This window comes from Enterobacter sp. N5-15, assembly GCF_057221635.1.
Window position 1 is genome coordinate 4,529,885 of record NZ_CM170150.1, and the last position, 14,293, is coordinate 4,544,177.

The 14,293-nt window shown below is 60.6% G+C and carries 15 protein-coding genes; 9 read left to right on the top strand and 6 right to left on the bottom strand.

Features of this window, described 5'->3' with window-relative positions:
• The first annotated feature begins 2 nt into the window (after positions 1-2).
• The 9 genes from AC2TE5_RS21495 to acpT are packed head-to-tail and all read left to right on the top strand — an operon-like array spanning position 3 to position 8,110.
• Entirely contained in the window at positions 3-425 is a 423-nt protein-coding gene (locus AC2TE5_RS21495; protein WP_023309526.1) for an acyl-CoA thioesterase, read from the top strand.
• Positions 422-1,027, top strand: a complete 606-nt coding sequence (locus AC2TE5_RS21500; RefSeq protein WP_008503088.1) for a LolA family protein — start codon at positions 422-424, stop codon at positions 1,025-1,027. The genes AC2TE5_RS21495 and AC2TE5_RS21500 overlap by 4 nt, the downstream gene beginning before the upstream one ends.
• The gene (locus AC2TE5_RS21505) at positions 996-3,320 is read left to right on the top strand and encodes an MMPL family transporter (protein WP_484612328.1); all 2,325 of its coding nucleotides are present in this window, start codon (positions 996-998) and stop codon (positions 3,318-3,320) included. The genes AC2TE5_RS21500 and AC2TE5_RS21505 overlap by 32 nt, the downstream gene beginning before the upstream one ends.
• Positions 3,317-3,895 carry a DUF3261 domain-containing protein gene (locus AC2TE5_RS21510; RefSeq protein ID WP_193941785.1) on the top strand — a complete coding sequence of 193 codons (579 nt, stop codon included), beginning with the start codon at positions 3,317-3,319 and terminating at the stop codon, positions 3,893-3,895. The genes AC2TE5_RS21505 and AC2TE5_RS21510 overlap by 4 nt, the downstream gene beginning before the upstream one ends.
• 1 nt (position 3,896) lies before the next feature.
• Positions 3,897-5,066, top strand: a complete 1,170-nt coding sequence (locus tag AC2TE5_RS21515) for a beta-ketoacyl-[acyl-carrier-protein] synthase family protein (protein ID WP_213329093.1) — start codon at positions 3,897-3,899, stop codon at positions 5,064-5,066.
• Positions 5,063-5,536 (top strand): hotdog family protein, encoded by a 474-nt coding sequence (locus AC2TE5_RS21520; protein ID WP_484612329.1) that lies wholly within the window; start codon positions 5,063-5,065, stop codon positions 5,534-5,536. The genes AC2TE5_RS21515 and AC2TE5_RS21520 overlap by 4 nt, the downstream gene beginning before the upstream one ends.
• Entirely contained in the window at positions 5,533-6,264 is a 732-nt protein-coding gene (locus tag AC2TE5_RS21525; RefSeq protein WP_121426150.1) for a 3-ketoacyl-ACP reductase FabG2, read from the top strand. The genes AC2TE5_RS21520 and AC2TE5_RS21525 overlap by 4 nt, the downstream gene beginning before the upstream one ends.
• Complete coding sequence (locus AC2TE5_RS21530; protein WP_484612330.1) at positions 6,261-7,490, top strand: beta-ketoacyl-ACP synthase; 1,230 nt, start codon at positions 6,261-6,263, stop codon at positions 7,488-7,490. Before AC2TE5_RS21525 ends, AC2TE5_RS21530 begins: the two co-directional genes overlap by 4 nt.
• Before the next feature lie 2 nt (positions 7,491-7,492).
• Entirely contained in the window at positions 7,493-8,110 is a 618-nt protein-coding gene (gene acpT / locus AC2TE5_RS21535; RefSeq protein ID WP_484612331.1) for a 4'-phosphopantetheinyl transferase AcpT, read from the top strand.
• Here acpT and arnF read toward each other — a convergent pair.
• Genes arnF through arnC form a run of 6 tightly spaced genes read right to left on the bottom strand, consistent with a single transcriptional unit; the run spans position 8,058 to position 14,292 of the window.
• Complete coding sequence (gene arnF, locus AC2TE5_RS21540) at positions 8,058-8,447, bottom strand: 4-amino-4-deoxy-L-arabinose-phosphoundecaprenol flippase subunit ArnF (protein WP_479424111.1); 390 nt, start codon at positions 8,445-8,447, stop codon at positions 8,058-8,060. The two genes, acpT and arnF, sit on opposite strands and share 53 nt — an antisense overlap.
• Positions 8,444-8,779 carry a 4-amino-4-deoxy-L-arabinose-phosphoundecaprenol flippase subunit ArnE gene (gene arnE / locus AC2TE5_RS21545; RefSeq protein ID WP_047345702.1) on the bottom strand — a complete coding sequence of 112 codons (336 nt, stop codon included), beginning with the start codon at positions 8,777-8,779 and terminating at the stop codon, positions 8,444-8,446. Before arnE ends, arnF begins: the two co-directional genes overlap by 4 nt.
• On the bottom strand, positions 8,779-10,434 hold the full coding sequence (gene arnT / locus AC2TE5_RS21550) for a lipid IV(A) 4-amino-4-deoxy-L-arabinosyltransferase (protein WP_484612332.1): 1,656 nt from the start codon (positions 10,432-10,434) through the stop codon (positions 8,779-8,781). The genes arnE and arnT overlap by 1 nt, the downstream gene beginning before the upstream one ends.
• On the bottom strand, positions 10,431-11,333 hold the full coding sequence (gene arnD / locus AC2TE5_RS21555) for a 4-deoxy-4-formamido-L-arabinose-phosphoundecaprenol deformylase (protein WP_484612333.1): 903 nt from the start codon (positions 11,331-11,333) through the stop codon (positions 10,431-10,433). Before arnD ends, arnT begins: the two co-directional genes overlap by 4 nt.
• Positions 11,330-13,312: a bifunctional UDP-4-amino-4-deoxy-L-arabinose formyltransferase/UDP-glucuronic acid oxidase ArnA gene (arnA, locus tag AC2TE5_RS21560; protein ID WP_484612334.1), complete on the bottom strand. Its 1,983-nt coding sequence runs from the start codon at positions 13,310-13,312 to the stop codon at positions 11,330-11,332. The genes arnD and arnA overlap by 4 nt, the downstream gene beginning before the upstream one ends.
• Positions 13,309-14,292 carry an undecaprenyl-phosphate 4-deoxy-4-formamido-L-arabinose transferase gene (gene arnC, locus AC2TE5_RS21565; protein WP_023333737.1) on the bottom strand — a complete coding sequence of 328 codons (984 nt, stop codon included), beginning with the start codon at positions 14,290-14,292 and terminating at the stop codon, positions 13,309-13,311. Before arnC ends, arnA begins: the two co-directional genes overlap by 4 nt.
• Position 14,293 lies beyond the last annotated feature (1 nt).

Sequence of the window (14,293 nt, forward strand, 5' to 3'; positions counted from 1 at the left end):
GGGTGCTGACCGATCCCCGCTTTACGACTGAAGTCGAGATCACCGTTCCGTTCCACGACGTCGATATGATGGGCGTGGTCTGGCACGGTAACTATTTTCGCTACTTTGAGATCGCCCGCGAGGCGCTGCTCAATCAGTTTGACTATGGCTATCGCCAGATGAAGGCCTCCGGCTACGTCTGGCCCGTCGTCGATACCCGGGTGAAATACCGCGATGCGGTGACCTTTGAGCAGCGTATTCGCGTCCGCGCGCACGTTGAAGAGTATGAAAACCGTCTGCGCATCGCCTATCAAATTTTCGATGCGCAGACCGGCAAACGCACCACGACCGGTTACACCATCCAGGTAGCGGTAGAAGAAGCTACCCGCGAAATGTGCTTTGTGAGCCCGGCAATACTGTTTGAACGAATGGGAGTGACGCCATGAAATGGTTGCCTTTGCTGGCGCTGATCGTCAGCCCGCTGGTCAGCGCCGTGACGCTGGATGAACTGCAGCAGCGCTTCACCGAGCAGCCTGTCGTGCGCGCGCACTTCGAACAGGTTCGCACGATAAAAGATATGCCGCAGCCGCTGCGCTCGCAGGGCGAGATGCTGATCGCCCGCGACAGCGGCCTGCTGTGGGATCAAAAAGCGCCGTTTCCGATGACGCTCCTGCTCGATGACAAGCGGATGGTTCAGGCAATTAACGGCCAGCCGCCGCAGACCATCACTGCCGACAATAATCCGCAGATGTTCCAGTTCAACCATCTTCTGCGGGCCCTGTTCCAGGCTGACCGCAAGGTGCTTGAAGAGAACTTCCGCATCGATTTTAAAGACCTGGGCGCGGGCCGCTGGTCGCTGGTGCTTACGCCAAAAACGACGCCGCTGGACAAGATTTTCGCCACCCTCGATCTGGGCGGTGCGACCTATCTGGAGACGATTCGTCTCAACGACAAACAGGGCGACCGTACCGATATCGCCCTTTCACGCCACCAACTGACGCCCGCCAGCCTGACCGATGACGAACGCCAACGCTTTGCCGCACCGTAAATCCCTGCGCCCGGCGCTGCTGTGGGCCACGCTATGCCTGATTCTGCTGGGCGTGCTGCTGTCGCTGCTGCCCGGCGCGCGTCTGAACAGCAGCGTGCTGGCCATGCTGCCGAAACAGACGCTGGGGGCGATCCCGCCAGCGCTCAACGATGGATTTATGCAGCGTCTCGACCGCCAGCTGGTCTGGCTGGTCAGCCCCGGCAAAGAGCCGGATCCGCGCGTGGCGCAGCAGTGGCTGGCGCTGCTGCAAAGCAGCGACGCGCTCAGCGAGGTCAAAGGCCCGATGGACGCCGCCGGGCAAAAGGCCTGGGGAGAATTCTTCTGGCAGCACCGCAACGGCCTGATCGATCCCGCCACCCGCGCCCGCCTGCAAAACGGCGGAGAAGCACAGGCGCAGTGGATTTTATCTCAGCTCTATTCGGCCTTTTCCGGCGTCAGCGGCAAAGAGCTGCAAAACGATCCCCTGATGCTGATGCGCGGCTCCCAGCTCGCGCTGGCACAAAATAGCCAGAAGCTGCGGCTGATGGACGGCTGGCTGGTCACAAAAGATGAGGCGGGAAACTACTGGTATCTGCTTCACGGCGAGCTGGCAGGATCGTCATTTGATATGCAGCAGACCCACCGGCTGGTGACAACGCTTAATGCGCTGCAGGAGACGCTAAAAGCCCGTTACCCTCAGGCACAGCTGCTTTCGCGCGGGACCGTGTTCTACAGCGATTACGCCAGCCAGCAGGCCAAACGCGACGTCTCGACGCTGGGCATCGCCACCCTGCTTGGCGTGTTCCTGCTCATCGTGGCGGTGTTCCGCTCTCTGCGCCCGCTGCTGCTGAGCGTGCTCTCGATTGCCATCGGCGCGCTGGCGGGCACGGTGGTGACGCTGCTGCTCTTTGGCGAACTGCACCTGATGACGCTGGTGATGAGCATGAGCATCATCGGTATTTCAGCCGACTATACGCTCTACTACCTGACCGAACGGATGGTGCACGGCGCGGAGCATTCCCCCTGGCAAAGCCTGGCGAAAGTGCGCAATGCGCTGCTGCTGGCGCTGCTGACGACCGTCGCCGCCTACCTGATAATGATGCTGGCCCCCTTCCCCGGGATCCGCCAGATGGCGGTGTTCGCCGCCGTGGGGCTGAGCGCCTCCTGCCTGACGGTGATTTTCTGGCATCCGTGGCTGTGCCGGGGTTTACCGGTGCGCCCGGTCCCGCTGATGGTCCTGATGCTGCGCTGGCTGGCCGCCTGGCGACGCAATAAAAAATTGTCCGTTGGTTTGCCCGTCGCGCTGGCGCTGCTCTCCGCCGTGGGGATGAGCACCCTGAGGGTGGACGACGACATCGCCCAGCTGCAGTCCCTGCCGAAGGATATTCTGGCGCAGGAGAAGGCCATTACAGCCCTGACCGGACAGAGCGTCGATCAGAAATGGTTTGTGGTCCATGGCGCCTCGCCTCAGCAAACGCTGGAGCGGCTGGAAGCCTTTACCCCGGCGCTGGCAAAGGCGCAAAAAGCGGGAGAGATTGCCCGCTGGCGTACCCTGCCGCTGAACTCGCTGGCCCGCCAGAAAAGCGATCTTACGCTGCTGCGCGACGCTGCCCCTGCGGTAACGAACGTGCTGAAAAGCGCCGGGCTTAACGCCGTATCCCCGAATCTCGACGCCATGCCGGTCAGCGTGGACGCGTGGCTTAAAAGCCCGGCCAGCGAAGGCTGGCGTCTGCTCTGGCTGACCCTGCCCGACGGGGAAAGCGGCGTGCTGGTGCCGGTGGACGGCGCGGAAAATAGCGCGTACCTCGGTGAACTGGCCGCGCGCCATGAAGGCGTCGTCTGGGTCGATCGCAAAGCCAGCTTTGACAGCCTGTTTGCCCTCTATCGCACGCTGCTGACGGGGCTACTGTTTGCCGCGCTGGCGGTGATTGCCTGCGGGGCGATGCTGCGCCTCGGCTGGCGTAAAGGGCTGATAAGCCTGGTGCCGTCCGTGCTGTCGCTGAGCTGCGGGCTGGCGGTCCTGGCCGCAACGGGCCACCCGGTGAACCTGTTTTCACTGCTGGCGCTGGTTCTGGTGCTCGGCATTGGCATTAACTACACGCTGTTTTTCAGCAACCCGCGCGGTACGCCGCTGACCTCAATGCTGGCGATTACGCTGGCCATGATGACCACGCTGCTCACGCTGGGCATGCTCGTCTTCAGCGCCACCCAGGCCATCAGCAGCTTTGGTATCGTGCTGGTGAGCGGTATTTTTACCGCCTTCCTGCTGGCTCCGCTGGCGATGCCGGATAAGAAAGAGAGAAAACGTAAATGAACGCTTTTTACCGCGCCGCCGCGCTGGCCGCGGCGCTGCTGCTGGCAGGCTGCAGCCATTCGACCGATACCAAAGAGACGCGTCCCCAGGCCTGGCTCCAGCCGGGAACTAAAGTTACGCTTCCGCCACCCGGCATTAGCCCGGCGGTCAGCTCCCAACAGCTGCTGACCGGCAGCTTTAACGGACAAACGCAGTCTCTGCTGGTGATGCTCAACGCGGATGCGCATAAGGTGACGCTGGCCGGGCTCTCTTCCGTGGGCATTCGCCTGTTCCTGGCGACGTACGATGAGACCGGTATTCATACCGAGCAGTCGATCGTCGTGCCGCAGCTGCCGCCCGCCAGCCAGGTGCTGGCCGACGTGATGCTCAGCCACTGGCCGATTAGCGCCTGGCAGCCGCAGTTGCCGAAGGGCTGGACGTTAACGGACAATGGCGATCGACGCGAGCTACGCAACGCCAGCGGCAAGCTGGTGACGGAGATTGTCTACCTGCAGCGCAAAGGCAAGCGCGAGCCGATCAGCATCGAGCAGCACGTGTTCAAATACCACATCACCATTCAATATCTGGGTGACTGAGATGATTTATATTTCCGCCGTTGGCATGGTCAACGCGCTGGGCAACTCGCCTGACGAGATTGCCGCGAACCTGACGGCTGGCGTGGCGCCGGGGATGCACGCCCGGACCGGCTGGCTGCAGGGTTCACCCGAAGCCGTACTGGGCGGCGTGGAAGGCGAGCTGCCGACCATCCCGGACACCTTCTCCGCACACCGCACCCGCAACAACCAGCTGCTGCTGGCCGCGCTGGCACAGATTCAGTCGACCGTCGACGAGGCCATCGCCCGCGTCGGTCGCGACCGCGTGGCCGTGGTGCTGGGAACCAGCACCTCCGGGCTGGATGAAGGCGATGAGCACGTTAGGCGCATGACCGACGGCGAGACCAGCACGCCCTGGCAGTATCCGCAGCAGGAGCTTGGCGATCCGTCCCGCTTTCTCGCCAACTGGCTTCAGCTCGAAGGCCCGGCCTATACGATCTCGACGGCCTGCTCTTCCAGCGCGCGGGCGATGATTGGCGGCAAGCGCCTGATCGAAGCCGGGCTGGTGGATATCGCCATTGTCGGCGGGGCCGATACCCTGAGCCGAATGCCCGTCAACGGTTTTAACAGCCTTGAATCCTTCTCCCCTACGCTCTGCGAGCCGTTCGGCCGCGACCGTCGGGGGATCACCATTGGTGAAGCCGCCGCGCTGATGGTGCTGAGCCGTGAGCCCGCCGACGTGGCGCTGCTCGGGACGGGCGAATCCAGCGATGCTTACCATATTTCCGCTCCGCATCCCCAGGGCGAAGGGGCGATAAGGGCTATCGCTCAGGCGCTTAACGAAGCGGGCATGCAGCCGCAAGATATCGGCTACATCAACCTGCACGGCACGGCCACGCCGCTCAACGATCAGATTGAATCGCAGGTCGTTCACGATCTCTTCGGGGAAAGCGTGCCCTGCAGCTCCACCAAACACCTTACCGGCCATACGCTGGGCGCTGCCGGCATTACCGAAGCGGCCCTGAGCTGGCTGATCCTGACGCGCGATCTGCCCTTGCCGCCACAGGACTTTGCCCGCTACGCACCGGACGACACGCTGGCGCCGTGCGGCCTGCTGCACCAGCGCGCCGCCCTGAAAAAGCCGGTCATTTTGTCTAACTCGTTCGCGTTTGGCGGCAATAACGCCAGCATTCTGCTGGGGAGAGCGTCATGAGCTACCTATCACCCGTCGACTATTTGCCGCACGATGCGCCAATGATGCTGCTGGAGTCCGTTGAGTGCGTCACGGACGACACGGCGGTTTGCCGCGTCGCGGTCAACAGGCACAGCGTCCTGGCACCGTTTCTGAATGCCGATGGCGACCTGCCGGGCTGGTACGCGCTCGAGCTGATGGCGCAGACCGTCGGCGTCTGGTCGGGCTGGCATCGCCAGCAGCAGGGGCAGGATCACATCGCGCTGGGCATGGTGCTCGGCGCGCGCGAGCTGATCTGCGCCAGCGGGCGTTTTACGCAGGGGCTGACGCTGGAAATCACCGTAAAACTGCTGATGCAGGACGAACGCTTCGGCAGTTTTGAATGCGCGATTTCCGCAGATGAAGAGACGCTGGCCACGGGCCGGGTCAACACCTTCCAGCCGAGCGCAGAAGAATTAACATCGCTTTTTAATCAGGGATCTAACGCATGAGTCGTTCCGTACTGGTCACAGGGGCCAGCAAAGGCATAGGGCGCGCCATCGCCCGCCAGCTTGCCGCCGACGGGTTTACCGTAGGCGTGCATTACCATCGTGATGCCGCAGGCGCGCAGGAGACGCTGGACGCCATCACGCAGGCGGGTGGCAACGGTCGTTTACTCGCCTTTGATGTGGGCAACCGCGAACAGTGCCGCGAGGTGCTGGAGCAGGAAATTGAAGCCCATGGCGCGTGGTATGGCGTGGTCAGTAACGCCGGGATCGCCCGCGACGGCGCCTTTCCGGCACTGAGTGAAGACGACTGGGACAGCGTTATCCACACCAACCTCGACAGTTTTTATAACGTCATTCACCCCTGCGTTATGCCGATGATTGGCACCCGTAAAGGGGGGCGCATTATCACCTTATCGTCCGTCTCCGGCGTGATGGGAAACCGCGGGCAGGTGAACTACAGCGCGGCGAAAGCGGGCATTATCGGCGCCACCAAAGCGCTGGCGATCGAGCTGGCAAAACGCAAAATCACCGTGAACTGTATTGCCCCGGGGCTGATTGATACCGGCATGATTGAGATGGAAGAGGCCGCGCTGAAAGAGGCGATGTCCATCATTCCAATGAAACGTATGGGCCAGGCTGAGGAAGTCGCCGGGCTGGCAAGCTATCTGATGTCAGATATTGCGGGGTACGTCACCCGCCAGGTCATTTCCATTAACGGAGGAATGCTATGACGCGTCGCGTGGTGATTACGGGCATGGGCGGCGTGACCGCCTTTGGCGAAAACTGGCAATCCGTTTCCAGCAGGCTGCTGGCGTATGAAAACGCGGTGCGTAAAATGCCGGAATGGCAGGTGTATGATGGCCTGCACACCCTGCTGGGCGCGCCGATCGACGATTTCACGCTGCCGGAACACTATACCCGCAAGCGTATTCGCGCCATGGGCCGGGTATCGTTGATGTCGACCCGCGCCACCGAGCTGGCGCTGGAGCAGGCGGGACTGATTGGCGAAGCGGTGCTCACCAACGGGCAAACGGGTATCGCCTATGGCTCATCCACGGGCAGTACCGGACCGGTCAGCGAATTCGCGACCATGCTCACCGAAAAGCACACCAATAACATCACCGGGACAACCTACGTCCAGATGATGCCGCACACGACCGCGGTGAATACCGGCCTGTTCTTTGGGTTACGCGGCCGCGTTATCCCGACGTCGAGCGCCTGTACCTCCGGCAGCCAGGCGATTGGCTACGCCTGGGAGGCGATCCGCCACGGCTATCAGACCGTCATGGTTGCCGGGGGCGCTGAGGAGCTGTGTCCATCTGAAGCGGCGGTATTTGATACGCTGTTCGCCACCAGCCAGCGCAATGACGCGCCTAAACACACCCCGTCGCCATTTGATACGCAGCGCGATGGTCTGGTGATTGGAGAAGGTGCGGGTACTCTGATACTCGAAGAGCTGGAGCATGCCAAAGCGCGCGGGGCCACGATCTACGGCGAAATCGTGGGCTTTGCCACTAACTGTGACGCGGCCCATATCACCCAGCCTCAGCGTGAAACCATGCAGATTTGCATGGAGCAGTCGCTGGCCATGGCGGGATTAAGCGCCCTGGATATGGGGTATATCTCCGCGCACGGTACCGCCACCGATCGCGGTGATATCGCCGAAAGTCTGGCCACCGCCGCTATCTATGGTGACAACGTGCCGGTTTCCTCGCTGAAGAGCTATTTTGGCCATACGTTAGGGGCCTGCGGCGCGCTGGAAGCGTGGATGAGTTTGCAGATGATGCGTGAAGGCTGGTTTGCCCCGACGCTCAATTTAACGCAGCCGGATGAGCAATGCGGTACTTTAGATTATATTATGGGAGAAGCCCGTCAGATTGACTGCGAGTATCTGCAGAGCAATAACTTCGCGTTTGGCGGCATCAACACCTCGATTATCATTAAACGCTGGGCGTAACTATGTACCAGTTTGTACTGGGAAAAATCTCCACTCTTTGCGCGGACCCGCTGGCGTCAACGCTCGCAGACAGGGCACCTCAGGGCGCCCGACAGGCCTCCTGGCTGGCCGGGAGGACGCTGCTCGCCAGAACGCTATCCCCTCGCCCGCTTCCCGACATCATTTACGGCGAGCAGGGCAAACCGGCCTTTGCGAAGGGGGATCCGCTGTGGTTCAACCTGAGCCACAGCGGTGACGATATCGCCCTGCTGATGAGCGATGAAGGCGAAGTCGGCTGTGATATCGAAGTGATTCGCCCGAGGAAAAACTGGCAGGCGCTGGCTAATGCGGTATTCAGCATGACCGAGCATGATGAGCTGGAGCGTGAAGCGCCCGAGGAACGGCTTTCCGCGTTCTGGCGTATCTGGACGCGGAAAGAAGCGATTGTGAAACAGCGTGGCGGCAGCGCCTGGCAGATTGTCAGCATCGACAGCACCGCGCAGACGCACGCGGTCAGTCAGCTACAGGTCGGCTCGCTGAGCCTTGCCGTCTGCACATCGACCCCTTATACCCTGACCAACGAGTCGATTATTCACGTTGGGACGTTCGGGGCAGAAAAATCACTAACACACCCAGAATAATAAACCCGACGCCCACCAGCCCGTGCCAGGAGAAACGCTCCTCCCAGCCCGGCAGCAGGATCGCGGCGCCCCATACCAGAATATAGCTGAGGCTCAGCAGGGCATAGGCTTTGCTGAGCGCCATACGGTGCAGCGCCAGATACCAGCAGCCCATCGAGGCCACGTACCCCATCAACCCCAGCATCAGCGCACCGGTGCCGGACGAGAAGTGCCACAGCGCGGAAACAAACACCAGGATCTCACTGACCGGTGGCAATGCCTGCATGGCCTCGCGCAGCAACAGCTGCGCCGCGCTGACTAACAGCACGCTGCATAATGCCCAGAACGCTCCTTTCACAGGCTCCCTCCCAGGACAATAATCCCAATGATGATGAACCCCACCCCCAGCCAGTGATGCGGCGCGACGTTCTCACGCCAGAATGCCTTCGCCGCCAGCGTCACCCAGACAAAATTGAGGCTCAGCATGGGGTAGGCAATGCCGACGGGCAGGCGTTGCAGGACTACCAGCCAGACCAGCATGCCACTCCCCAGCGCCAGCAGTGCCAGACCCAGCCACAGCGCGATATGCGCCCCACGCCGCCCGGCTTTCGCCGGACGGGTGGCTTGTTTCTGACACAGCTGCCCCGCGCAGCTGAGCAAGCTTGCCAGTATCAGCCAGATCCAGGTCATCACTTCGGCAGATACTGCAGGTAGGCCAGACGGCCCTGGATATACAGGCTGTCCGGTTTCGGCAGGTTAGACTGCGTAATGTCGTCGTGTTTCGACAGCAGGAGCACCAGCGACACGCGGCCCTGCTGACGATGCTCCGCCAGCCATTGTGCAAAATCATCTTTACTGACAAAACGATCTTTCACGTCCGGATAATCCAGCCCGTAGCGCAGCTCGCCCGTCTGACCAAAGAGCGTGATGTCATTACGCTTCAGCTCCCAGGCAATACCGGACGCGATCCCAACGTTATCGGCAAGGATGAACCGACTCTCCTGCAGCGGCTCGCGCACGGTATCCACCAGCGACTGCGGCTGTTTGGAATCCACCACCATGTTTGGAATGGCAAAACCAATCAGCAGCGCCAGCCCTGCGGGGCACAGTGCCGCCAGCCACCAGCGCTGCTGACTCTGCCTGAGCGTAAACCAGCCTACCGCCGCCCAGATAAGGAACGCCACCACCGCACAGAAGACTTTATACAGTTCAACCGACGTCCAGACCGGATGCTTCGACAGTCCCCACGGCGAGACCACCAGCGCCGCCACCACGCCGATAACGCCAAACGCCAGGTTAATCCCGCCGTTAATGCGTAACGCTTTGGCGCCTTTCTCCGCCGCGAGGCAGGCATAGCGCGCCATCAGGATAGCCAGCGGGGCAAAGCACGGCAGGATATAGGTCGGCAGCTTGCCTTTGGCGATGCTGAAGAACAGCAGCGGCATCACCACCCAACCCAGCAGATAGAACCCGCCACCCGCGTTTTGTCTGTCATTCCAGCCGAGACGAAACGCGCCGGGCAAAAGCGCAAGCCACGGCAGGCTGCCCGCAATCAGGAACGGTATGTAGTACCAGAACGGGGCTTTGTGCTGCGCGTCGCTCTGGGCAAAACGCTGAATATGCTCAACCCAGAAGAAGTAACGCCAGAAATCAGGCTCACGCTGCGCAATGGCCAGCGCCCACGGCAGAACAATCAGCACGCAGCTCAGGATCGCGAGCCAGCCAAAAATCAGCACCTCTTTCCAGCGCTTCTGGGCAATTACCCACGGCAGCACGCCAATCACCGGTACCGCCAGCGCCAGGAAGCCTTTGGTCATCACCCCCATCCCGCAGGCCAGCCCAAGCAGCACATAGCCACCCGCTTTTCCGGCAACGGTTTGGGCCTGTGACGCCAGCCAGAAGCTGCACATCGCCGCCACCAGCCACAGGGTGATGATAGGATCCAGCACCGCATACGTGCCGATGCCATACACCAGGAACAGGGTCAGGAAGATAAGACCGGCGAAAATGGCTGTCCGCTTATCTCGCCAGAGACGCCAGGCCATCCAGATGACCAGCAGCGCCGCTACCCCGGTGGAGAATATGGACCCGGCGCGCACGGCAAGGTTCGTGTGCCCGAACAACAACTGCCCGATACTGTTGATCCAGTAGCCAGCAATCGGTTTTTCAAAATAACGCAGCCCCATAAAATGCGGGACAACCCAGTCTCCGGATGCCAGCATTTCGCGACTGATTTCCGCATAGCGCGTTTCATCAGGCTGCCAAAGCAGACGGACATCGACCGGAATGAGGTAGTAAACGATAAACAGTGCGAGAAGCGCTAAGCCATAACGGGCTGTTTTCATGGGACCGGACTCACGGTTTGTTGATAGCCAAGCCAGCCTTCCCGGCCAGCCATTTCATTGCGTACGACTTTACCCACGGGCAGGGTGCTGAGGTCGTCCGGCAGCAGCTCGCTCAACGGGCAGAATTCAATGCCCTCCTGAGCGGCCATCGTCAGCAGTTCATCGAAATCATGCTGATACGCAATCCCTTCCACTTCGGCATGGATGGTATACACCGGCGTACCGGCGTCACGATGGATGCGATCCAGAATGTAGCGATTGAACTCATCAGCCTTCACCTCGCGCCCGACCACTTCATCCCAGGTGGGAAGCGTGACCGGAATTTGCACGGTACCGTAGCGATTTTCGCCTAACAGCGGCAAAAAGGGCCCGGTTCCGCGGCAATCGCTGTTGTAGCGAAACGCGAAGGCTTCTTTGGCTTTCACGACGCGCTGATCCGCACGCCATCCCGCCACGGCGGAGCAGCGCACGGGCTGGCCGGTAATCGCCTCCAGCTCCAGCATTCCACGCTCGACCTCACGGGACAGGCGCGGGATATCCCAGACGCCAGCCCAGGCTTGCCAGGCATGGTGATCCCAGGCGTGCAGACCGATCTCATGATGCTGCGCCGCCTCACGGATAACGGCTTCATTACCCGCGCCGATGCGTCTGCCGGGCCAGGCGGTGCCGGCCAGCAAAATATCCCAGCCGTAGAGGGATGCTGCGCGCGAGCGCAGCATTTTGAACAGAAATGCCGGTTTAACCAGACGCCATAAATGGCGTCCCATGTTGTCAGGCCCCACGCTGAAGAAAATGCTGGAACGCACACCGTGCTTGCTCAGCAGTTCCAGCAGTTTGGGTACGCCGTCACGCGTTCCCCTGAAGGTGTCGACATCAATGCGTAAACCGACTTTTTTCATGAGTCCTGTTCCGACAGCTCCACGGTGCGCAGGAAGAAATCGAGCGTCTCATCAATGGTCAGCTCCATCTTCACCGTCGGCGTCCAGTTCAGGCAGCGCTTCGCGTTGCGGATGCTTGGCTTACGGTGCTCAACGTCCTGATACCCTTTGCCGTAGTAGCTGCTGCTTTCCACTTCGCGGAAACCGGCAAACGGTGGGAATTTATCGCGCAGCGGATGGCGTTCAAAGCTGGCCAGCAGCATCTCTGCCAGCTCGCGAATGCTCGCTTCGTTGTCCGGGTTACCGATGTTGATGATTTCACCGTTGCAGCGGTTATCTTTGTTTTCGATGATGCGGAACAGCGCTTCGATACCGTCGCTGATATCGGTAAAGCAGCGTTTCTGTTTCCCGCCTTCGATAAGCTTGATTGGCGAGCCTTCCACCAGGTTCAGGATCAGCTGGGTGATCGCACGGGAGCTGCCGATACGCGCCGCGTTCAGGTTATCCAGACGCGGGCCCATCCAGTTGAACGGACGGAACAGGGTAAAGCGCAGGCCCTCTTTCTCACCGTAGGCCCAAATCACGCGGTCCAGCAGCTGTTTGGAGACGGAGTAAATCCAGCGCTGTTTGTTGATCGGCCCGACCACCAGGTTGGAGGTGTCCTCATCGAAGTTCTTATCGGTACACATGCCGTACACTTCGGACGTGGACGGGAAGATGATGCGCTTGTCGTATTTCACGCAGTCACGGATGATCTTCAGGTTCTCTTCGAAGTCCAGCTCGAACACGCGAAGCGGGTTACGGGTGTACTCAATCGGGGTGGCAATGGCGACCAGCGGCAGCACCACGTCGCATTTTTTAATATGGTATTCGATCCACTCGGAATGGATGCTGATGTCCCCTTCCACGAAGTGGAAACGCGGGTTGCCGAGGAAACGACTGATCGCATCTGAGCCAATATCCAGACCGTAGATTTCATAGTTATCGTCTTTGAGCAGACGTTCAGTCAGGTGGTTACCGATAAAACCGTTCACGCCGAGGATCAGCACGCGGGTACGGCGTTTGATGGCAACAACCGGCGCGCTAGTGATCAGCGCCCCGGCCACCAGACCCAGAGACTGCGCCAGTTGCGTGCCCTGAACGTACAGGCCGTTGTCGGTTTGTCCGGTGACGATCTCCAGCGCCTGCTCGCCGCAGCTCACAATCAGCGGAGAGACAGAGACGACGGTGCCCGGTTTGGCGGCAGGGATGTCGTCACGCACGCGGGATTTCCAGACGATAAATTTGCTTACGCCAGCAAAGCTGTATGCGCCCGGCCACGGGTCGGTCACGGCGCGCACCAGGTTGTGCAGCTGGCGAGCGGGCTTGTTCCAGTCCAGACGACCATCTTCCGGCGCGCGGCGGCCAAAGATGCTTGCCTTGCTCTCATCCTGCGCGGTCTCGCTGAAGGTGCCGCTGAGGATGGCGGGAAGGGCATCACGCAGCAGCGTTTGCGCCGTCGCATTCAGCTTTTGATGCAGCTGCAGCGCCGTTTCGTCCGCATCAATAGCGACCTTCTGCTGTGCCACGATAGCGCCCGCATCCGCACGGCGCACCATGCGGTGCAGCGTCACGCCCGTTTCCGTTTCACCGTTCACCAGCGCCCAGTTCAGCGGGGCGCGGCCACGGTAGGCAGGCAGCAGAGAGCCGTGAAGATTAAAGGCGCCTTTTGCGGCCAGACCCAAGATCTCGTCGGAGAGCAGGTTGCGATAGTAGAACGAGAAAATCACGTCAGGCGCGAGCGCGCGGATGCGATCCACCCACAGCGGGTGGTTTACGTCGTCCGGCGCGTAAACCGGGATCCCACGCTCGGCGGCGATACGCGCCACAGAGCCGAAAAAGTTATTCTCTCCGGCCGTGTCCGGATGGGTAAAGATTGCAGCAATGTCATAGCCCGCTTCCAGCAGGGCCAGCGTGCCCGTGCACCCCATATCGTGATAGGCAAATACAACAGCTTTCATGGGTGAATTTCCTCTTGAGATGCTTTGTGTTCCTGACGGACAACACGTTGAATAAAGTAGCGCGGACGCGCGCGAACATCGTTATAAATTCGGCCAATGTATTCACCGAGGAGGCCCATCCCGACAAACTGGGCGCCGATGAACATAAACAGCACGGCAAAGAGCATGAAGACCCCTTCCGCCGCCCACTGCGGGCCAAAGACCAGTCGCAGTACCACCAGCAGGACGGACAGCGCAAACCCGGCCACGGCGATAATGCTGCCGAAAACGCTCAGCAGACGCAGCGGTGTAGTGGTCAGGCAGGTGATGAGGTCATACATCAGGTTGATGAGACGCATAAAGCTATACTTCGATTCCCCGTGCTCGCGCTCGGCGTGCAGAACCGGAATTTCCGTTGCCTTACGGGCAAAGGTGTTGGCGAGGATCGGAATAAAGGTGCTGCGCTCATGGCAATGCAGCATGGCGTCGACAATATGGCGGCGGTAGGCGCGCAGCATGCAGCCGTAATCGCCCATCGCTTTGCCGGTCGTGCGCTGAATCAGTCGGTTAATCGTGCGTGAGGCCAGCTTGCGGAACAGGCTGTCCTGACGGTTCTGGCGAACGGTGCCAACCACGTCATAGCCTTCATCGGCTTTGGCGACCAGGCGCGGGATCTCTTCCGGCGGGTTTTGCAGGTCAGCGTCCAGGGTGATGATCAGATCGCCCGTGACGTGGCTAAACCCCGCCATAATCGCCGAGTGTTGGCCGTAGTTGCGGTTGAGCAGCACGGCCACAATGTGGCTGCCTTCAGCCTGCGCGGCCTCGGTCAGCATCAGCGCGGAATTATCGCTACTGCCGTCATCCACCAGCAGAATTTCGTAAGCCTTGCCCATCGTGTCGCAGGCGGCCGTTGTACGGCGGATCAGTTCGGGCAGGCTCTCCTGCTCGTTATAAACCGGGATGACCACGGAAACTTTTTGTACAGGCGGTGCACTGAACATA